Source organism: uncultured Algibacter sp. (genome assembly GCF_947495925.1).
In the GTDB taxonomy this organism is placed as follows: domain Bacteria; phylum Bacteroidota; class Bacteroidia; order Flavobacteriales; family Flavobacteriaceae; genus Algibacter_E.
This window is the reverse complement of record NZ_CANMAU010000002.1, coordinates 165,352-185,033: the sequence shown is the minus strand read 5'-3', so window position 1 is coordinate 185,033 and position 19,682 is coordinate 165,352. Positions and strand designations below refer to the sequence as shown.

The 19,682-nt window shown below is 33.3% G+C and carries 22 protein-coding genes; 14 read left to right on the top strand and 8 right to left on the bottom strand.

All coding sequences use genetic code 11. The features are described from left to right. The first annotated feature begins 15 nt into the window (after positions 1-15). From Q0857_RS04130 to Q0857_RS04110, 5 genes are read left to right on the top strand one after another with little or no spacing between them, the layout of a single operon-like run. Entirely contained in the window at positions 16-411 is a 396-nt protein-coding gene (locus Q0857_RS04130) for a hypothetical protein (protein ID WP_298532479.1), read from the top strand. Between the two features lie 27 nt (positions 412-438). Then, positions 439-1,176 (top strand): 1-acyl-sn-glycerol-3-phosphate acyltransferase, encoded by a 738-nt coding sequence (locus Q0857_RS04125; RefSeq protein WP_298532477.1) that lies wholly within the window; start codon positions 439-441, stop codon positions 1,174-1,176. An 11-nt stretch (positions 1,177-1,187) separates the two neighbouring features. Then, on the top strand, positions 1,188-2,183 hold the full coding sequence (locus tag Q0857_RS04120) for an acyl-ACP desaturase (RefSeq protein ID WP_298532476.1): 996 nt from the start codon (positions 1,188-1,190) through the stop codon (positions 2,181-2,183). 1 nt (position 2,184) lies between these two features. Beyond that, complete coding sequence (locus tag Q0857_RS04115; protein ID WP_298532474.1) at positions 2,185-2,523, top strand: n-acetylglutamate synthase; 339 nt, start codon at positions 2,185-2,187, stop codon at positions 2,521-2,523. 4 nt (positions 2,524-2,527) lie between these two features. Beyond that, on the top strand, positions 2,528-3,181 hold the full coding sequence (locus Q0857_RS04110) for an HD domain-containing protein (protein WP_298532472.1): 654 nt from the start codon (positions 2,528-2,530) through the stop codon (positions 3,179-3,181). Between the two features lie 28 nt (positions 3,182-3,209). Here the strand turns inward: Q0857_RS04110 and Q0857_RS04105 are convergent, their stop codons facing one another. After that, positions 3,210-4,082 carry an AraC family transcriptional regulator gene (locus tag Q0857_RS04105; protein ID WP_298532470.1) on the bottom strand — a complete coding sequence of 291 codons (873 nt, stop codon included), beginning with the start codon at positions 4,080-4,082 and terminating at the stop codon, positions 3,210-3,212. A gap of 203 nt (positions 4,083-4,285) precedes the next feature. Here Q0857_RS04105 and Q0857_RS04100 point away from each other — a divergent pair, with 203 nt between their 5' ends. After that, the gene (locus Q0857_RS04100; protein WP_298532468.1) at positions 4,286-4,879 is read left to right on the top strand and encodes a hypothetical protein; all 594 of its coding nucleotides are present in this window, start codon (positions 4,286-4,288) and stop codon (positions 4,877-4,879) included. Between the two features lie 409 nt (positions 4,880-5,288). Then, positions 5,289-5,900, top strand: a complete 612-nt coding sequence (locus tag Q0857_RS04095; protein ID WP_298532466.1) for a hypothetical protein — start codon at positions 5,289-5,291, stop codon at positions 5,898-5,900. 61 nt (positions 5,901-5,961) lie between these two features. Here the strand turns inward: Q0857_RS04095 and Q0857_RS04090 are convergent, their stop codons facing one another. After that, positions 5,962-7,035 carry a PA0069 family radical SAM protein gene (locus tag Q0857_RS04090; protein ID WP_298532463.1) on the bottom strand — a complete coding sequence of 358 codons (1,074 nt, stop codon included), beginning with the start codon at positions 7,033-7,035 and terminating at the stop codon, positions 5,962-5,964. Positions 7,036-7,255: 220 nt separating this feature from the next. Between Q0857_RS04090 and Q0857_RS04085 the strand changes: the two genes are divergently transcribed. Continuing rightward, on the top strand, positions 7,256-8,230 hold the full coding sequence (locus Q0857_RS04085) for a DUF4421 family protein (protein WP_298532461.1): 975 nt from the start codon (positions 7,256-7,258) through the stop codon (positions 8,228-8,230). A 60-nt stretch (positions 8,231-8,290) separates the two neighbouring features. Here the strand turns inward: Q0857_RS04085 and Q0857_RS04080 are convergent, their stop codons facing one another. From Q0857_RS04080 to Q0857_RS04055, 6 genes are all read right to left on the bottom strand, one after another. Beyond that, positions 8,291-9,073, bottom strand: a complete 783-nt coding sequence (locus Q0857_RS04080; RefSeq protein WP_298532459.1) for an enoyl-CoA hydratase-related protein — start codon at positions 9,071-9,073, stop codon at positions 8,291-8,293. Between the two features lie 40 nt (positions 9,074-9,113). Then, entirely contained in the window at positions 9,114-10,571 is a 1,458-nt protein-coding gene (locus tag Q0857_RS04075; RefSeq protein WP_298532457.1) for an ATP-binding protein, read from the bottom strand. A gap of 252 nt (positions 10,572-10,823) precedes the next feature. Beyond that, on the bottom strand, positions 10,824-11,372 hold the full coding sequence (locus Q0857_RS04070) for a CopD family protein (RefSeq protein ID WP_298532455.1): 549 nt from the start codon (positions 11,370-11,372) through the stop codon (positions 10,824-10,826). A gap of 3 nt (positions 11,373-11,375) precedes the next feature. Further along, a complete protein-coding gene (hemH, locus tag Q0857_RS04065; RefSeq protein ID WP_298532453.1) occupies positions 11,376-12,410 on the bottom strand; it encodes a ferrochelatase in 1,035 nt (344 codons plus the stop codon). Between the two features lie 64 nt (positions 12,411-12,474). Then, complete coding sequence (locus Q0857_RS04060) at positions 12,475-12,636, bottom strand: hypothetical protein (protein ID WP_298532452.1); 162 nt, start codon at positions 12,634-12,636, stop codon at positions 12,475-12,477. A 65-nt stretch (positions 12,637-12,701) separates the two neighbouring features. After that, positions 12,702-13,601, bottom strand: coding sequence for an AraC family transcriptional regulator (locus tag Q0857_RS04055; protein ID WP_298532450.1), 900 nt, complete (start codon positions 13,599-13,601; stop codon positions 12,702-12,704). A gap of 188 nt (positions 13,602-13,789) precedes the next feature. Between Q0857_RS04055 and hemA the strand changes: the two genes are divergently transcribed. The 6 genes from hemA (at position 13,790) to Q0857_RS04025 (ending at position 19,681) form a co-directional block, all read left to right on the top strand. Continuing rightward, positions 13,790-15,055, top strand: a complete 1,266-nt coding sequence (hemA, locus tag Q0857_RS04050; protein WP_298532448.1) for a glutamyl-tRNA reductase — start codon at positions 13,790-13,792, stop codon at positions 15,053-15,055. Between the two features lie 143 nt (positions 15,056-15,198). Then, positions 15,199-16,785 carry a hydroxymethylbilane synthase gene (gene hemC / locus Q0857_RS04045; protein ID WP_298532446.1) on the top strand — a complete coding sequence of 529 codons (1,587 nt, stop codon included), beginning with the start codon at positions 15,199-15,201 and terminating at the stop codon, positions 16,783-16,785. A 71-nt stretch (positions 16,786-16,856) separates the two neighbouring features. Next, entirely contained in the window at positions 16,857-17,882 is a 1,026-nt protein-coding gene (gene hemE, locus Q0857_RS04040) for a uroporphyrinogen decarboxylase (protein ID WP_298532444.1), read from the top strand. Positions 17,883-18,035: 153 nt separating this feature from the next. After that, entirely contained in the window at positions 18,036-18,794 is a 759-nt protein-coding gene (locus tag Q0857_RS04035) for an EI24 domain-containing protein (protein ID WP_298532442.1), read from the top strand. Continuing rightward, a complete protein-coding gene (locus Q0857_RS04030) occupies positions 18,784-19,329 on the top strand; it encodes a GNAT family protein (RefSeq protein ID WP_298532440.1) in 546 nt (181 codons plus the stop codon). The genes Q0857_RS04035 and Q0857_RS04030 overlap by 11 nt, the downstream gene beginning before the upstream one ends. A 4-nt stretch (positions 19,330-19,333) precedes the next feature. After that, positions 19,334-19,681: a 5-carboxymethyl-2-hydroxymuconate Delta-isomerase gene (locus tag Q0857_RS04025; RefSeq protein WP_282122798.1), complete on the top strand. Its 348-nt coding sequence runs from the start codon at positions 19,334-19,336 to the stop codon at positions 19,679-19,681. The last annotated feature ends 1 nt before the right edge of the window (position 19,682 follow it).

Genomic DNA, 19,682 nt, shown 5'->3' with positions numbered 1-19,682 from the left:
AACCCCTAAAACAAAATGAAAAGGACTCTATTACCATTTCTATTTATAGCTTGTATATTATCAGTTACTTTTAGTTGTAATGATGATGACACAAATATCACTCAGGAAGATGAGCGTGCTCAATTAAACGAATTAAAGGCTGAAATTGAGAAATTAGCAAGTACATCTGTTTGTAACGATAGGCATTCATGCAATTATATTGGCTTAGGAAGCAAAGCTTGTGGAGGTCCTTGGGAGTATTTAGTGTATTCCACATCAATTGACACTCAAAATTTAGAAGAATTAGTTGAAGATTATAACAAACAAGAAAAAAACTTCAATACAAAATGGGGTGTTATTTCAGATTGTGCAATCACGAACCCGCCATCAAGTTTAAAATGCGAAAATAACATCTGTATTGCCGTATATTAAAACTAAGTTTTTTACTAATTTTGGCGCATGTTAAAATTAGTATCATACATTATATCGCCTCTATACGTAATTGCGTTTTTTTTAACCTTAATCATATTTCATCCCATTCAATGGATTTGCTTTAATGTTTTTGGATACAAGGCTCATAAAAAGAGTGCCGATTACATGAATATTTGCCTCATGCGCTGTCTTCATATTTTAGGAACACGTTTTACTTTTGAAAATCCTTATGAAATTGAAAAAGGCCGTCCATTAATTATAGTCGCCAATCATCAAAGTATGTATGATATTTCACCTTTATCAGTATTCTTCAGAAAATATCATCCAAAATTTATTAGCAAAATTGAACTAGGCAAGGGCATTCCAAGTGTTTCTTATAATTTACGCCACGGAGGGGCCGCTCTAATAGACCGTAAAAACCCACGACAATCCTTACCAGCCCTAATGAAGTTTGGTGAATACATTGAAACTAATAATCGATCAGCCGTTATTTTTCCTGAGGGCACAAGAAGTATAGATGGTACCCCAAAACGATTTCAAACTAAAGGGCTTGAAGTTTTATTTAAAAAAATTCCTTCAGCTTTAATTGTTCCTGTGACCATTAATAACTCTTGGAAAATGATGTGTTACGGGAAATTCCCTTTAGGATTGGGCAATCACCTAAAATTTACTGTGCATAAACCTTTAGAATTAGCTACCTTTGTTGACAAGCAAGCACTTTTAAATAGTATTGAAACTACTATCACAAAGCATATAAAACCTTAATACATATAAAGATGTCGTTGAAGAATAAGAGATTTGAAGTCATGAAGTTTTTGGAAAAAGACGTTGATGCATTAATGGAAAAATATTTAATCCCGATAGATAGTATATGGCAGCCTACTGATTTTTTACCTGATTCTGAAGCCACAACAGCTAGTTTTTTTGAAGAAGTAACAGAAATTAGAGAATTGGCTAAAGAATTGCCTTATGATTTCTGGGTCGTTCTTGTTGGGGATATGATTACTGAAGAAGCCTTGCCAACTTACGAATCATGGCTAATGGATGTTGAGGGTGTAGACCAAGTACATGGCCAAAATGGTTGGTCTAAATGGGTACGCCAATGGACAGCAGAAGAAAACCGACATGGAGATGTACTTAATAAATACCTTTACCTTTCTGGTAGAGTAAACATGAAAGAGATTGAAATAACTACTCAGCATTTAATTGCTGATGGTTTTGATATTGGAACCGATAGAGATCCCTATAAAAACTTCGTATATACTAGTTTTCAAGAGTTAGCAACTTACGTTTCTCATAATCGTGTAGCTAAAATAGCCAAGGATGTTGGTAATAAACGTTTATCTAAAATGTGTAAAATTATTGCTGGTGATGAAATGCGCCACCACCATGCTTACTCAGAATTTGTGGAACGTATTTTTCAGGTAGATCCTAGTCAAATGATGATGGCTTTTCATTATATGATGAAACAGAAAATTACTATGCCGGCCCACTTTTTAAGAGAAACTGGTAACCAAATCGGGACTGCTTTTGAAGAATTTTCTAATACGGCCCAACGAATTGGAGTTTACACCTCTACTGATTATGTTGATATATTACAGAAGCTTATCACGAGATGGGAAATTGATAAAATTACGGGGCTTAACGATGAAGCCGAAAAAGCAAGAGATTACCTTATGAAACTTCCGGCTAGAATGTATCGTTTGTCTGAACGCATGAAAATTCCAGAAAACTCATTCCAGTTTAAATGGGTTGAACCAGCCATAAAATAATTTGATTAATTATAACAATAAACGCTTTAAGCTGCTATCATCATCAGATAATAGCGAAGTATCTACATCCATTATATTTAATTACAAACAAGATAATAACCTATTAACTTGTAATTATAGTGGAGATCAAATCCTATCTGGACACCTTATGGGTATTGTTGAAAGTAATGGTCATATTAATATGAGGTATCATCAAGTAAACAAAAAAAATGTACTAATGACAGGTATATGTTATTCAAAACCAGAGATCATGGCATCAGGAAAAATACGCCTTCATGAAAATTGGCAATGGACTTCTGGCGATTTATCTAAAGGTGAGTCTGTCCTAGAAGAAATTTAGTGTTATGACTTCTGAAAACCTTATCAATAAAACAAAACAATTTGTAAAAGAGACTTTAGTTGATGCGGAAGGTGGTCATGATTGGTTTCACACCTTACGTGTTTATAATAACGCCCTGCTAATTGCAAAAAACGAAACTGTTGATACCTTAATTATAGCTTTAGGTGCCTTATTACATGATATTGCCGATAGCAAGTTTTATAATGGAGATGAAACTATTGGCCCCAGGAAAGCTCGTGAGTTTTTATTTAAACTAAATGTAGATTCCAAAATCATTGAGCATGTTGTAAATATTATTGAAAACATCTCTTTTAAAGGCGGTAATGAAGCCCAGAAATTTAAGTCACCAGAGCTAGATGTTATTCAAGATGCCGATAGATTAGATGCTATAGGCGCTATAGGAATAGCACGTTGCTTTAATTATGGTGGTTTTAAAAACAGAGGGCTTTATGATCCTGATGTAAAACCTAATCTTAACATGAGCAAAGAAGAATACAAAGCTTCCAACGCACCAACCATAAATCATTTCTACGAAAAGCTTTTACTTTTAAAAGACCGCATGAACACAAAAACAGGTGAAAAAATAGCTGTACAGCGCCATAATTATATGGTAGGCTATCTTGAGCAATTTTATGCTGAGTGGAATGGTAAGGTTTAAAACCATTTTTTCTTTTACAAAAAAACGCTTATTGAATCATCATTTTAATTTCTTTGCGATAACTTGATGCTGTCTTACCTGTAATATCATTAAACGTTTTGTTGAAATGCGAGAAATTATTAAACCCACATTCAAAACAAACATCTGTAACACTCATATCGCTTTCAGATAGTAGCTTTGTTGCGTGCACCACACGATACTCGTTAACGACCTGTGTAAACGTTTTACCCGTAGATTTTTTAAAATAACGACAAAAGGCAGGCACCGTCATACTAACTTTATCGGCTATTTCATCCAAAGGTATATGGTGTTCAAAATTTTCACGCACGTATTTAAATATAGTACCAATCTTAGCACTGTCTTGCGCTTCCGTCTCAAACGCAAATCCGTCAGCATTCAATAACATATAATCATCTGTTTTTGCCAAATGATTTAAAATGTCCAAAAATTTTAAAACGCGTTTCAATCCTTTATGCTCTAAAAGTTTCTCAATTTTAAGACCTAGCTTCTTTTTGGTATCAACTTTAAAACGAATTCCCTTTTTAGCTCTTTCGAATAGAGCTACTATATTAGCCATCTCGGGCACACTAAGAAAATCATGCCCTAAAAACTCAGCCTTAAACTGTATTATAGTTTCTGTACCGTTAGCTGTTAGCCTATCTGAAAAGCCATTATGCGGTAAGTTAGATCCTATTAATATTAATTGACTATTATTAAAATAAGATAAATGATTCCCAATGTGCGTCTTTCCTTGACCTTTATTCACATAAACCAGTTCAAGTTCTGGATGAAAATGCCAAAAGGCTTTATTTTTATCAACGCTCTCTCTGTGCTGCTTTATAAGTATTGAACTTCCAAAACTTGGGGTAAGCTTTTCTAAAGTAGGTTTCTTTTTAATCATACGTGATTAATTTATAGCAAATTTAATACATATTATGCGTACATTATATATACTATTACCCAAATTATATGCTATATTAACTTTACAGTAAGTTAACAATCATTTAACAGATAAAATAGCATATAAATTAGCTAAAATTGATGTTTTCTCCTTCACACCTTCCCTATACCTTTGTACCGTTGGACATTGTAAAACCCACGATTATGAAAAACATATTTAAAAACACAAAAAAAGGAATCTTAATGTTAGCCCTATTAGCTACGATTTCAGGATTCGCAAGTGAAGCAAAAATTTTAGTTAATAAAGATTCTAAAAAAACTGCTTTAGTATTAAATGATGTAAAAAAGGGAAATCAAATTTCCATTAAGGATAGTAATGGTCTTATTCTTTATAAAGAAATGGTAGAAACTACCGGTGTTTATAAAAAAGGATTTGATTTAAACGCATTGCCTGATGGTAACTATGTATTTGAAGTTGAAAAAGATTTAGAAATTAATACGATTCCTTTTACAGTAAATGCAAAAGAGGTTTTATTTGATAAAGGCAACGAAGAAACTTTCTACAAGCCTTATACAAGACAAGAGGGTGATTTAGTTTATTTAACAAAGCTTTCTCCAAATAATAAACCTATAAATGTTAGCATATACGCAAATCGTAATGACGATTTCGAATTAGTGCACTCTGAAAAAATCGAAAACACTAAAGTACTAGAGCGTATTTACAAAATAGAAACAGGAAATTACAAAATAGTCATAAACTCCGATAGTAAGGAGTATACAACATTCGTTAATAATTAGTTTAATGTCTTATTTAGTTTAGTTTAGTTGGTAAAGTGGGCTGTGGTGGCCCACTTTATATTTTTTAATATCATTTCCTCTAAAAAAAAGAACATAAAGTAATTATAAAATACAAAAGCATTCGTTAAATAATTTATTTAATGTCTTATTTAGTTTAGTTTAGTTTTAAAGCGGGTTGTGGTGGCCCGCTTTTCTATGACATGTTTTAACGAACTTCTATAAGACGAAACATTACCATTCTTTTCCAAAACAAAATATGCTGATTTATCTCGACTATATGCTATCTTGATTTAACATAAAATTGATGTAATAATAACGGATAAAATTCCATATAAATTAGTCAATATCAATGTTTTACAATTATTAAAGCTAACCTACCTTTGAAGTGTTAAACGTTAAAACCCAAATTATGAAAAACACATTCAAACATTCAAAAAAAGGATTCTTAATGGTAACACTGTTTGCTACCTTGTTAAGTTTCGCCAATGACGCATCATTTTATAGTATTAAAAATGATGTAGCCAGAACCGCTCTAACTTTAAAACATGTTAAAGAAGGAAATCTATTATCTATTAAGGATAATAATGGAGTAATATTATATAAAGAATCTATTCAGAAATCTGGAATTTACACCAAAGGATTTGATTTAACATCTCTTCCAGATGGTTTTTATCTATTTGAACTTGAAAAAGATCTTGAAATTAAAACCATTCCGTTTTCTGTAAAATCTAGCGAGGTTATATTTGAAAAGGAAAAAGAAAAAAGCTTTTTCAAACCTTATACCAGAGTTAAAGGCGATCTATTATTAGTCTCTCAGCTTTCATTAAACGAGGCTCCGCTTGAGATTAATATTTACTTTTCAAATGATATTCATTCTAATGATTTAGAACTTATTCATTCAGAAAAAATAGCAAACACCAAAACCATCCAAAAAATTTTCAAACTATCTGGTTTTGAAAAAGGAAGTTATAAAGTGATTTGTAGCTCGCAAGGAAGAGAATTTGTAAAAATAATTGATTAAAAATCTAGCTCCTTATTTTATTAATTGAGAAGGGTGAGTTGTTAAGGCTCACCCTTTTTAATTAAAACAATTTTAACTGTCCATTTTTAAAGGGTTCATGCAAATCACAATTTAAACGAATCATTTCTTTTTCGCTAAAATATTTTCGTTTCGCCAGTTTTATTAAACTATTGATTTGTTCTGCTATTTGACCTTCACCTCGCATACGCACACCAAACCTCGACTCATTTAAGGTCCCTCCATGGCAAGCTTCTATTTGACTTAGCACCTTTTTCACCTTGTTTGGCATTGCTTTTTCAATCCAATCCGTAAATAAACTTCCTATTGCACCGTTAAGCCTTACAATAGTATGCCCAATTGAGGATGCGCCATAGTCTGATGCCACCTTAGCTAAGGGAAGTATTTCGTGACTATTAATAGATGGAATAATTGGTGCCAACATAACATTAACAGGTATTCCATTTTCGGTAAGTGTTTTTACAGTTTCCAATCTTTTTTTGGTGGTAGTAGTTCTAGGTTCTAAAACACGTCTTGTCTCTTCAGACAAAGATGTGATCGATATATGAATGGCTATTAAATCGTATTTTGCCAGTTCCCGTAAAATATCTAAATCTTTTAAAACCAAAGCATTTTTTGTAATGATACCTACCGGATGTTTATACTTCAAAAACACTTGCAAGCATTGACGGGTAATTTGAAATTGTTTCTCAGCTGGCTGATAACAATCGGTATTCCCAGACATTACAATTGTTTGCGCCTTCCAACTCTTTTTCTTTAATAAATCTTCAAGAAGTTTTGGCGCGTTCTTTTTCACCAAAACATTACGTTCAAAATCTAAACCAGCACCATAGCCCCAGTACTCATGGGTGTTCCTAGCATAACAATAAACACATCCATGTTCACAACCCTGATACGGATTTAAACTATAAACCATACCCACATCTGGACTACTTACTTTATTTACAATGGTTTTTGGAAATACTTGACTATAGTTAGTTATATTTTTATCATACAACTCACCTTCTTTATAACAATACTCCAAAAAATCATCACGCATTTCATGACTTAGGTCAAAAAACTGATTGGGTATATGACGTTGGGCACCACGTCCTTTTAGGATTGATTTGGGATTCATAATAATTAATTTAGGATAAAAATATGTCGCCTTATAAAATTAGCTATAATTGCTTTTCAAAAATGTTAAAGAAAAAACAGGTTATTAACAAACATGAAAAATTGATCATTTACACACTAATCCTTTTCTTATAAAAAACAACATTGTTCTTAAAATAAGTATTTTTACAAAAAACATCCAAGAACAATTTAGATTTCATTTGGTGTCAAGAATTGAATAAATGATGCATCTTACTAAAAATTTCGTGGTTTTTCTTTTCGTCTCCTTTTTTTGTAATAGCACTCATGCTCAAGACAGTACTTACATTAAGGATTATTCAAACAAACTTCTATTAAGAGTATATACCATTACTAAATTCAACTCATTAAGTATTGAAAACAAAGCTCAAGATTTAGAATTAATCCTTTTACCAAATGGTAACACCAATTTAGGTTTAGGATTCAACTATAAAAAAATCGGTCTAGGCATAGCATTTGGTCTGCCTCCTTCTGATGAAAATCAGAGGAAATATGGAAAAACCCAACGCCTAGATTTACAGGGCAGCATGTATAATAGAAAAATTGGAGCAGATGGATTCTTTCAGGCTTACAAAGGCTATTATAACTCTAACCCTGAAGATTTTGTTGATTGGACTAGTGATTTCTTTCCTCAAATTGGAAATATGAAAATACTGTCTGCCGGTGTAATTGGCTTTTATTTATTCAATGCACACAAATATTCCTATCGCGCCGCCTTTGTGCGTGATGAAATTCAAACTAAAAGTGCAGGTAGTTTTCTTCTAGGTGTTTTTGGAAATTATGACGAGGCCACAACTGATAATGGATTTGTCCCTTCTGAATTTCCAGATGAAGTTAGTAAAGGTTTTAATATTAAAGCCTTTAGCAATGTAGCCTTAGGAGTCTCTGTCGGGTATGCCTACAACTTAGTTGTAAAGGATAAGTTTGTTTTAGGTGCTGCTGTTATTCCTGGTTTTGGCTACCAACATGTTAGCACTAGAAACTTAGAAAACAAGGTTGAAAGTAATGACCAACCTGCTGCACAAATTTTAAACCGGTTAGCATTAGGCTATGAACATCGTCTATTTTTTATAAACCTTACTGGATCACTTAATTATAGAACCATTGACTTAAAGCCTTATGATTTTAACTTATCTACAGGGCAACTTCGCTTCATTATTGGAAAGCGCTTCAATTAATTTAATATCTGTATGAATTTTAGAATCGAATTCGCTTCTCCTTCAATGAAAATAAAAGATCTATTTACCAGGAAAATCAGCCTTTCTTTTTTCTAAAAAAGCAGAAGTACCTTCTTCAAAATCGTCCGTTCCAAAACTACGTCCAAACTCATTAATCTCTACACTAAATCCATCCACTTCATTTTTAAAATTTGAATTTACTGCTTTTATCGCAGCCTCTATGGCCACTGGTGAATTACGAGATATTTTTATCGCAATTTTTTGGCACGTAGAAAGCAATTCTTCCTGAATTACAACATGGTTTACCAAACCATATTCAAGTGCCTTATTGGCATCGATCATACCGGCTGTCATAATCATTTCCATAGCCCTGCCTTTTCCTACTAACTGAGGCAAGCGTTGTGTACCACCATAACCAGGAATAAGCCCTAGGGACACTTCTGGCAATCCTAATTTGGCATTATCGCTTGCTAACCTAAAATGACACGCCATTGCTAATTCAAGCCCACCTCCAAGGGCAAAACCATTTACCGCAGCAATAACTGGAGTTGAAAGGTTTTCCACAAAATCAAATAGGTGTTTTTGTCCTTCTGCTGCTAATGCCTTTCCCTCGTCTACATCAAAATCTGCAAACTCACTAATATCTGCTCCAGCTACAAAGGCTTTTTCTCCGCTACCTGTTACAAGTATTACTTTGGTATCAGCATCATTATCAGCAGCATAAAAAGCCTCATGCAACTCGCTAATCGTCTCTTTATTCAGCGCATTTAGTTTTTTTGGTCTGTTAATAGTAATCGTTGTTATTCCCGTATTATATGCTACAAGTAAATTATTATATTTCATAACTTTAATTCTAAAAAATTCCTGCTTTCGCAGGAATATGTTACTCTTTTGGAAATGTGACTTTAAATATGGTCCCTTTATCTTTTTCAGAAACAAAAGTAATACTGCCTTTATAGGTTTCTAAAATATTCTTAACCATAGCCAATCCTAAGCCCATACCACTCGATTTTGTGGTAAACTTAGGTTCAAAGACTTTTTCTTTATTTTCCTCTGCTACCCCTGAGCCATTATCAGATACTGTTATAACAACATGCTCTTTAATTTCACCCACATGGATTTCTATTTTTGGTGTTTTATGTTCCGGTATAGACTGAACCCCGTTTTTAACTAAATTGGTGACTACTCGTATAAGTTGTGTTCTATCAAATTTTGCAATAATCTCTTCAGCATCCGTTTTAAAAACAATATAATCTTCATTAAAAATATCTAAAGCCAATTTAATAATTTTCACCACATTTAGAGTCTCATTCTGCTGTGCTGGCATTTTAGCAAAATTCGAAAATGCCGATGCAATGGAACTCATAGTATCAATTTGCTGAATTAGTGTTTTACTATATTCATCAACTTTAAAATGAATTTTATCATCTTCAGGGTTGAACTTTCGTTGAAAATTTTGCACCGTTAATCGCATAGGGGTTAGTGGGTTTTTAATTTCGTGGGCCACTTGTTTTGCCATTTCTCTCCAAGCTTGCTCGCGCTCACTTTTTGCTAATTGTACCGCGCTTTCTTCTAGTTCATCTATCATACTGTTGTATGAGTTTACCAAAGTTGAAATTTCTTCACTGGTGTCATTTACCTCAATTTTTTCATTTAACCGTTCTAATCTTGTTGAATTAATTTTATCACTAATCGTTTTTAAAGACTTAGTAATATATTTTGAAAGTAAAAAGGCTATACCTATGGCCATAAATAATACCAAAATAAAAGCAAAACCAATACGAGTTAAAAACTCTTCGAGCTCCTTACTTAAAAAGTCATCTTTTTCTAAATATGGAATATTAAGAATAGCTATAGATTTTGATTTTTGATCTGTTATAAACGTATATGAAGATTGAAATGTTTCTCCATTTTCCTTATGTTTATCAACATATCTGTGTATGGCGGTATTGGAAATGGCATTCAATACCTCAGCATTTAAACACTTATCTGCATTATTATTTTGAAACCCTGCTTTTGATGTAATTAACAGGTTACCCTCTAAATCATATAAATTAATTTGTAATTTATGGATATCGGCAATATTGTAAATCTCTTCTTTAAATATGAGCGGAATATTTTCGGTTTTTACTTCCCAGGTGTTTTGGCGCGCATTTAGAACCCGCTTTAGGTGCGCCTGAATATTTTCTTCTTTACGTTCTAAACGTCCTTTATGATAATCTGAACTCTGCTCTTTATACTGATAAATGGCCACTGCAGAAATAAGCACTGACCCTAAAAGTACTAAAAGAATCATAGCAATAAATATACGTGTACGTAAGGATAAGGTTTTTAATTTCAACAGACCTATTTTGAAGTTTTAACAGGTAATAAATATAACAATAATCACACCAAACACAGTATATACTTAGCGATAAACTGAAAGAACGCAAACAAACTGCGTTAGGGATTGAAGCGGCATCCTTTTTTGTTTAAAAGCATGTTTCGTAAAAGCACTAATTACTAATGCAAGCAACACAATGAAATATTACAATACGTTTATTACAAAAAAGATATAGTGGAAAGCCCGACCTTAAGGTAACGCCCAAATAATCTAAGCATCAGGATTTTTGTCTCTGAAATTCTTGTACATTTTAAATCCGAGCATAATGAGTATGCCTAGAATAAAAATGCCGATAATACCCCAAATCCAATTAATGGCACTTTTAAGTATAACCAAAAATATAACAGCGAACAATATGAAGGTGGCGCCTTCATTCCAGATACGCATAAAGCTTGATGTTTTTTGTACATCATCAACCTGTAATTGCTTGTAATATTTGTGCGTTATAAGATGGTAAATGAATAGTAGAAGGATGAAACCAATTTTTACTTGCATCCAATCTTGATAAACAAGTGTAGGGTTTATATAAAATAGTATAAGACCAAATAATAGCGCTAAAATTGCAGAAGGCCATGTGATTATAAACCACAATCGCATAGCCATAAGTTTGAGCTGCTTTCCTAAAATTTCTTTGTCTGGTGAGGGTTTATGAAACGCTTCTATTTGATATACAAACAAACGCGGAATATAAAATAAACCAGCAAACCACGTAATAACAAAAATTAAATGAAAGGCCTTAAAATAGAAGTAATAATCCATAAACTAAACAATTTTAACTGGTGCTATTGCCCATTCATTTATCCATTTAGACAATAAATCTACAAAGTCTTTATCGTCATTTAAACAAGGGATGGTGGTAAAATTTTTTCCTCCCATTTCATGGAATATTTCTTGACCCTCCATAGCTATTTCTTCAAGAGTTTCAAGGCAATCACTTACAAAAGCAGGTGTTACTATCGCCATGTTTTTCACTCCTTTTTTTCCTAAACGTTCAATAGTTCTATCTGTATAAGGTTGTAACCAAGGGTCGAAACCTAAACGAGATTGAAAAGAAGTAGAATATATGTCTGGTTCAAATTGTAATTTTTCAGCCACCAAACGGGTTACCTCTTTACATTGGTGCCTGTAGCAAAACTCATGCGCTTTACTCGCTGTTTCGCAACAAGATCCATCAATTTTACAATGCGATTTAGTAACATCACTTTTTCTTATATGACGTTCTGGAACACCGTGATATGAAAATAGAAGATAATCGTAACTTTTTCCTTTTAAATGCTCTTTTATTGAATTTGCTAGAACTTCAATATAATCGGGCTTATTATAAAAGGCTGGAACAGATTCAATTTTTAAATTTGGAAAATGTAACTGACGAAGTTTTTCGGCTAAAACTGTTATGGTCTCTGTAGTTGCCATTGCAAATTGCGGATAAAGCGGGAATAACAACACCTCTTCAACCCCCTTATCTACCAGCTCTTGTAGTCCTTTTAAAATAGACATACTCCCATAGCGCATGGCCAATGCAACTGGATAGTCTACTTGTTTCTGTATTTTATTTTGAAGTCTTTCTGATAAGACTATTAAAGGAGAGCCTTCTTTCCACCATATTTTCTTGTAAGCTGCAGCCGAAGCTTTAGGTCTTGTTTTTAATATAATACCTCTTACTAATAAGGCTCTGGCAGCATAGGGAATATCAATAACCCGCTCATCCATTAAAAATTCTCCTAAGTACTTTTTGACATCTTTTGGCTCTGGACTATCTGGAGACCCCAGATTTACTAGCAAAATTCCTTTTTTCATTTACAACTTTAATTATTGCAAAAATACAACACAAATTACAATGATTAGATGAAGCAACAAATAATTACCGTTTTGGTCTTTCTACGAATTGCTGATGATATAGCTTAGGGCGTTCTTCATTATAATCACAATCTTGAAAAATACCACAGGAAATATTGGTACGTGCAAGTGACTTGTTGTTTATTCCTTTATAAAATGCTGCGATTTCTGGGGTTAAGTATTTCATAACATTTGCTTTTACATTAAGTTTAGTAGGATAAATTTAAACATAATTACACTTTTAGAAGGTATTTAACTTAAAGACATCACATACTTCTTAGGTGTGGTACCATACTTCTTTTTAAACGCTGCTATAAAATGACTTGAGGTACTGTAACCAACTTTATGCCCCACTTCATTAACATTATCTTCGCCAGCCTCCAACAATTTCCTAGCCACTTCCATTTTATAATCGAACAAAAAGCTAAACACTGAATCGCCATAAATTTGTTTAAAACCCTCTTTAAGTTTCTTTAAACTTAGTTCTATTTCATCTGCTAATTCTTGCAAACTTGGTGGTTCTGCCATTCGGGAAACAATAATATCTTTTGCCTTTTTAATTTTAATAACATTGGTTTCATCAACTAAAAAAGGACATTGTTCAATATCGGCATCTTCATTTCTATTAAAATACAAACTCAATAACTCATAAGCTTTCCCCTTAAAATATAAAGGCTTAATAGATTGATTTAAATTATAATTGATCAATTGATTCAGAACAATGGCCATTGATGGGGAAATAACACCATCTTTATAATACTTTTTATCTCTATTATCCCCACTCAAAAAAGTGATATAATCTGCTTCATGAGAAAAGAATCCATGAAATTTTTTAATCGATATTAAAATCGAAACCATCCAAGAATGCGGATTAATCTCTAAATCGATAGGAAGGTCACGTTGCGGATTATAGAGAAGCAGCGAGTTTTCCTCTAGGATATTTAGGCGATACCTTCCTTGATTGAATACGAACTGGCTAGAGCCTTTTACACAAAAATGAAACTGAATAAAATCACTATCTATTTCTTTTGCAACAGATTGCACTTCATTTGCTTCATTCTTGTAAGCTAAAACAATAACACCATCTTCGATCCTAGTTTCATCAAAAGAACTTTTAGCGATACTTTTTCCAGTATTTAAATCCTCACTCATTATCTTTTTATTTAGATTCGTTCTAAATTAAACATGCAAAAACTGCCTAATTCACTACAAAAATATGACATTTATCATGTTTTTAAAAAAAACAACCTTAAAAAACTCAAAACGATATTAAAAGTTCTTTTAGCGTTACTTTTTTATAGATCATCCATATATTTTTGCTTCACAATTTCAGGTATAGCATGCAGAAGTATAACATTTCACGTAGTAACTACTTTTATGCCATTGGTTTAAGTTATAAAAAAGCTGATGCAGATATTAGAGGTCGTTTTAGTTTAGATGACGAATCTAAGCAAGCGTTACTTACACAAGCTAAGGCTAACGATATTGAAAGCTTAGTAGTTACTTCTACCTGCAACAGAACTGAAATCTATGGTTTTGCGCAGCACCCTTATCAACTTATTCAATTACTCTGCGATAACACGAATGGAACTGTTGAAGAGTTTCGTGACGTAGCCTATATCTACAAAAATAAAGATGCTATAGCTCACATGTTTCGAGTAGGTTCTGGTTTAGACAGTCAAATTTTAGGTGATTTTGAAATTATTAGTCAACTGAAATCAAGTACCAAACTATCCAGAAAACACGGCCTATTAAATCACTTTACCGAGCGTTTAGTTAATGCTGTAATACAAGCAAGTAAACGTATTAAAACCGAAACTAATATTTCTTCTGGAGCCACATCGGTTTCTTTTGCTTCGGTTCAGTACATTTTCAATAATGTCCTAGATGTTTCAAGTAAAAATATTTTATTATTCGGAACAGGTAAAATTGGAAGAAATACTTGTGAAAACTTAGTAAAGCATACTCAAAATGAGCACATCACACTTATAAATAGAACAAAAACTAAAGCGGAACAGGTTGCTGGAAAGTTTAATTTAATAGTAAAAGACTATGCTAATTTACAAGAAGAAGTTAGCACGTGTGATATTTTGATTGTAGCAACTGGTGCACAACGCCCAACTATTGATAAACATATTATTCAGACTAAAAAGCCGCTTTTAATTTTAGATTTATCAATTCCGAAAAACGTAAATGAAAATGTTAAGGAATTAGATAATGTATCTTTAATACATTTAGATCATCTTTCTAAAATTACAGATGAAACATTAGAGGCCCGAAAAGCACATATTCCTTCTGCTGAAGCTATTATAGAAGATGTTAAAGCCGAATTTAACAGTTGGTTAGAAACTAGAAAATTCGCCCCTACTATAAAAGCATTAAAACATAAACTGACTGATTTTGCTACCGCTGAACTCGATACGCAACGTAAAAAAATGTCTGATTTTAATGAAGAGCAAGCCGAAGTAATCAGCAATAAAATTATTCAAAAAATCACCAATCATTTTGCGCATCATTTAAAAGATGATAACGTATCTACGGATGATAGTCTGGAGCTTATTAAAAAAGTATTTCAGTTAGAAGAATCCCAGAAAACCAATGTGTAATTCCCATTAAACCTGCAAATGACGAATATAAATCGTTTCTTTTTCGCTTACTCGTCTTTAAAAAACAAAACCATATCTAAGGCTATGCTTATTTTTTTTGCCTTGATTAATCAAAGAATAACTCAATTTATTTATCCTTCATTTTGAACTCAAACGGGAATAAAACCATAAGAATTGGCACGCGCGATAGTGAATTAGCACTTTGGCAAGCTAACATTGTAAAAAAATTACTTGAAGAAGCGGGTCATAAAACAGAGTTAGTACCAGTAAAATCAACTGGCGACTTAGTATTAGATAAACCGCTTTACGAATTAGGGATTACCGGTATTTTTACGCGTACTCTAGATATTGCCATGCTAAATCATGATATTGATATTGCGGTACACTCCTTAAAAGATGTCCCCACGGTATTACCAAAAGGCATTGTGCAAGCAGCAGTTTTAAAACGCGGTAATGTCAACGACACTCTCGTTTTTAAAGACAATGAAGAATTCCTTGGCGCTAAAGAGGCTGTTATTGCAACAGGTAGTTTACGTAGACGCGCGCAATGGTTAAATCGTTTTCCAACACATACCATTACAGATTTAAGAGGTAATGTAAATTCACGTTTACAAAAACTTGAAGATAATGATTGGAACGGAGCTATTTTTGCTGCAGCGGGTATTGGCAGAATAGGAATACGCCCTGAAGAAGCAATAAATTTAGATTGGATGATTCCTGCTCCTGCCCAAGGCGCTATAATGATTACTGCTTTGGAAGAAGATGATTTTGTAAAAGAAGCTTGTGCCGCATTAAATCATGAAGAAACTGAAATTTGCACAACTATTGAACGTGAATTCTTAAATAAATTAGAAGGGGGTTGTACAGCTCCCATTGGGGCTTTGGCCTATATAAAAAACGAAGAAATTAATTTTAAAGGCGTTCTACTAAGTGAAGACGGCTCTAAAAGAATCGATGTTACCCGAGTTAAAAAATTAGGAGAGCATAATGATATGGCTCAGTTTTGTGCCGATTTTGTTATTGAGCGTGGTGGTAAACGATTAATGGACAAGATTAAAAATTCGGATAAAAAAACAAATGTGTTTTCAACCAAGTCTTTTACAGAAGATCAGCGCTTGTTATTTCATGAAAAAGTGGTTGCTAAAAGTTCAGATTTTATTAAAATAAGTTTGAATCGTATTCATCCACGTTTCTTAAAAAATGAAATCCAGAATGTTGTAATTACTAGTAAAAATGCTGTAGAATCATTAACGAATAACTATTCGGCTGCTGAATTGCAATTCAAAAACATCTATTGCGTAGGCAGAAGAACCAAACGGTTAGTTGAAAACAAGATTGGAAAAGTAACACACACCGAAAAAAACGCTCAAAAACTAGCTGAGTATTTAGTTGAATATATTGAAGGCTCTGAAGTTACGTATTTCTGTAGCGACATCAGACTAGATGCTTTGCCAACAATTTTAACCGAAAACAATATAAAAGTTAACGAAGTTGAAGCTTATGAAACTAAATATGATGGTTTTAAAATTGATGACTCTGTTGAGAGCGTTATGTTCTACAGCCCTTCAACAGTTGAAAGTTTTGTAAGAAGCAACAAAAGTGATGTCATTGCTTTTTGTATTGGAGAAACTACAACAAAAGAAGCGCGGAAACATTTTAAGGATGTTAGAGTTGCTAAAGTACCAACTGTAGAAAGTGTTATTGAATTAGTAAACGAACATTATATATAATTGGTTATTGGTTACTGGTTGTTGGTTAATAGAACCGATAACTAACAACCATTAACTAACAACTAATAACCATGATAAAAAACGATTTATTTTTAAGAGCATTAAAAGGAGAAACTGTAAATCGTCCACCAGTTTGGATGATGCGTCAAGCTGGGCGTTACTTACCAGAATTCATGGAAATTAAGGCGAAGTATGATTTCTTTACACGTTGCCAGACCCCAGAATTAGCGAGTGAGATTACCGTCCAACCGATCCGTCGTTACGGCATGGATGCTGCTATTTTATTCAGTGACATTTTGGTTATTCCCCAAGCCATGAATATTGAGGTGCAAATGAAACCCAATTTTGGACCTTATTTACCAAATCCTGTTCGCTCTCAACAAGACGTTGATAATGTTATTGTACCAGATGTTACGCAAGCATTAGACTATGTATATCAAGCCATAAAAGCAACCAAAGAAAAACTAAATGATGAAATTCCTTTAATAGGTTTCGCAGGTTCTCCTTGGACAATTTTATGCTATTGCGTACAAGGACAAGGCAGTAAAAATTTCGATAAAGCCAAAGAATTTTGCTTTACAAACCCCGTTGCAGCGCATCAATTATTACAAAAAATCACCGATACAACCATCGCTTATCTTAAAGAAAAAGTAAAAGCAGGTTGTAATGCGGTTCAGGTTTTCGATTCTTGGGGAGGCATGCTCTCACCAGTCGATTATCAAGAATTTTCATGGCAATATATTCAGCAAATCATCAACGCGTTAAAAAATGATACTCCTGTAATTGCTTTTGGAAAAGGCTGCTGGTTTGCACTCGGTGAAATGGCAAAGTCTGGTGCTTCTGCCTTGGGAGTAGATTGGACGTGTTCTGCTCAAAACGCCCGTTATTTAACTGGCGGCAATATTACGCTTCAAGGAAATTTCGACCCAACACGCCTGTTTTCACCACCTACCGAAATCAAAAAACAAGTACACCAAATGATTAACGATTTTGGTAAAGATAAATACATCGTAAACCTTGGTCACGGTATTTTACCAAACATAGGTCTAGATAATGCCAAGGCGTTTATTGATGCTGTAAAAGAGTACGGAAATTAAAATAATTTGGGCGTTACCTACTTTTTTGTGTAACATTAGGCACTAAACACCAACATATCGTTGTAAAAAAGTATGTCGGGCTTTCCGCTATATCTTTTTTGAAGAAAAATAAAAAAAGGATGCCGCTGCAATCCCTAACGCATAACCAACGTTATGATTAAAAATATTATTTCAGGAATTAAAGCATACTTCGGTGCATTTAGTTTAATATCAAAACTAAAACTCTGGAAGTATTTCGCTATTCCCATGCTAATAAGTTTCATAACGGCAATAGTTGTTTTTGGTTCTGCCTACGGATTATCAGATAATATTGGCGGATTCATTTCAAAAATCTGGATTTGGGACTGGGGAAAAGATACCTTCTCATCCATAAGTAATGTCATCGGAGGATTAATTGTGGTCGTAATTGGCCTCATCCTTTTTAAGCACATTATAATGGCGCTGTCCGCACCATTTATGAGTCCGGTTTCAGAAAAAATAGAAGCATATTTCACTGGCAATCCAGCACATTCGCATAGAGACACTACCTTCATACAACAATTGATGCGTGGTGTTAAAATTAATGGTAGAAACCTGATAATGGAACTGCTATTAACCATTCCAATTCTATTGTTAAAATTTATACCTGTAGTCAACATATTTTCGACCATATTACTTTTTATGGTGCAAGCCTATTATGCGGGTTTTGGTAATATGGATTTCACTTTAGAACGTCATTTTCAATACAAACATAGTATTCAGTTTGTACGTAAACATCGTGGATTAGCCATTGGTAATGGTATTGTGTTTATCCTATTTTTATTAATTCCAATAATTGGCGTTATTTTAGTTTTACCTTTATCGGTAACCGCAGCTTCAACAAGAACCGTAAAAGCGCTTCAACTAAAAACAAATTCTGTAAATGCAGCTTAATTTAGGATCATATTATATTTCACCTATACATCCAAAAGATGGGTGGAGCGTTTGCAATTTTGCTGTTGCCAATGAAGATCGATTAAAACGGTATTTTCCTAAAACATTGGAACAGAATTTAACACCAGATTTATCAAATATTTTTGTTGAAAAGAAGGTGAAACAATTTAGTACTAAAGAAGAATTTTTATTCACCATAAAACAAAACGAAAGCCATAACATAGTTGGTTTAGTTTACATCAAAGAAGTTGACAAGGCTAAAAAACAAGGTGAGTTTGCCTATGCTATTGATTATACTGTTGAAGGCAAAGGCCTAATGACAAAATCGATAGAAGCACTATCAGATTATGCTTTTGAATCAATAGGATTAGAAACCCTTCAAATCATTGTTCACAAAAGCAATATAGGAAGCCTAAAAGTTGCAGAAAAAAATAATTTCACTTGGATAGCAACACTTCACAACAAGTTTACGCCTCCCGGGGAAGACCCATTAAATATGGAATTATACGAATTATATCATAAAATAGAATCTTAAGACTATGCCACATTTTGTAATTGATTGCTCAGAAAGCATTTTAAAAATGCAACGGCCAGAACATATCATACTTGAGGTACACCAAACAGCTACGGCTTCCAATTTATTTGATGAAGACGATATTAAAGTACGTTTAAACCCTTTTTCAGAACATTATTTAGTTGGTGGTATTCAAGGAGACTTTATTCATGTGTTCGCAAATATTATGCAAGGTAGAACAACCCTCCAAAAAGCTAAACTTTCTAAAAGCATTGTTAGTAAATTGAAAGGCATGTTTCCCTCTGTAGATTTTATAGCAATGAATATTAATGATTTCGAAAAAGCTACTTATTGTAACAAATCAATGGTATAAA

Bases quoted from the DNA above. Each gene is read 5' to 3' on its own strand.
- Q0857_RS04070 (WP_298532455.1), bottom strand. From the start codon at position 11,372: ATGGATTATTACTTCTATTTTAAGGCCTTTCATTTAATTTTTGTTATT.
- Q0857_RS04120 (WP_298532476.1), top strand. From the start codon at position 1,188: ATGTCGTTGAAGAATAAGAGATTTGAAGTCATGAAGTTTTTGGAAAAA.
- Q0857_RS04025 (WP_282122798.1), top strand. From the start codon at position 19,334: ATGCCACATTTTGTAATTGATTGCTCAGAAAGCATTTTAAAAATGCAA.
- Q0857_RS04035 (WP_298532442.1), top strand. From the start codon at position 18,036: ATGATTAAAAATATTATTTCAGGAATTAAAGCATACTTCGGTGCATTT.
- Q0857_RS04080 (WP_298532459.1), bottom strand. From the start codon at position 9,073: ATGAAATATAATAATTTACTTGTAGCATATAATACGGGAATAACAACG.
- Q0857_RS04085 (WP_298532461.1), top strand. From the start codon at position 7,256: ATGATGCATCTTACTAAAAATTTCGTGGTTTTTCTTTTCGTCTCCTTT.
- Q0857_RS04105 (WP_298532470.1), bottom strand. From the start codon at position 4,082: ATGATTAAAAAGAAACCTACTTTAGAAAAGCTTACCCCAAGTTTTGGA.
- Q0857_RS04100 (WP_298532468.1), top strand. From the start codon at position 4,286: ATGAAAAACATATTTAAAAACACAAAAAAAGGAATCTTAATGTTAGCC.
- Q0857_RS04030 (WP_298532440.1), top strand. From the start codon at position 18,784: ATGCAGCTTAATTTAGGATCATATTATATTTCACCTATACATCCAAAA.
- Q0857_RS04110 (WP_298532472.1), top strand. From the start codon at position 2,528: ATGACTTCTGAAAACCTTATCAATAAAACAAAACAATTTGTAAAAGAG.
- Q0857_RS04055 (WP_298532450.1), bottom strand. From the start codon at position 13,601: ATGAGTGAGGATTTAAATACTGGAAAAAGTATCGCTAAAAGTTCTTTT.
- Q0857_RS04095 (WP_298532466.1), top strand. From the start codon at position 5,289: ATGAAAAACACATTCAAACATTCAAAAAAAGGATTCTTAATGGTAACA.
- Q0857_RS04060 (WP_298532452.1), bottom strand. From the start codon at position 12,636: ATGAAATACTTAACCCCAGAAATCGCAGCATTTTATAAAGGAATAAAC.
- hemA (WP_298532448.1), top strand. From the start codon at position 13,790: ATGCAGAAGTATAACATTTCACGTAGTAACTACTTTTATGCCATTGGT.
- Q0857_RS04090 (WP_298532463.1), bottom strand. From the start codon at position 7,035: ATGAATCCCAAATCAATCCTAAAAGGACGTGGTGCCCAACGTCATATA.
- Q0857_RS04130 (WP_298532479.1), top strand. From the start codon at position 16: ATGAAAAGGACTCTATTACCATTTCTATTTATAGCTTGTATATTATCA.
- hemH (WP_298532453.1), bottom strand. From the start codon at position 12,410: ATGAAAAAAGGAATTTTGCTAGTAAATCTGGGGTCTCCAGATAGTCCA.
- Q0857_RS04125 (WP_298532477.1), top strand. From the start codon at position 439: ATGTTAAAATTAGTATCATACATTATATCGCCTCTATACGTAATTGCG.
- hemE (WP_298532444.1), top strand. From the start codon at position 16,857: ATGATAAAAAACGATTTATTTTTAAGAGCATTAAAAGGAGAAACTGTA.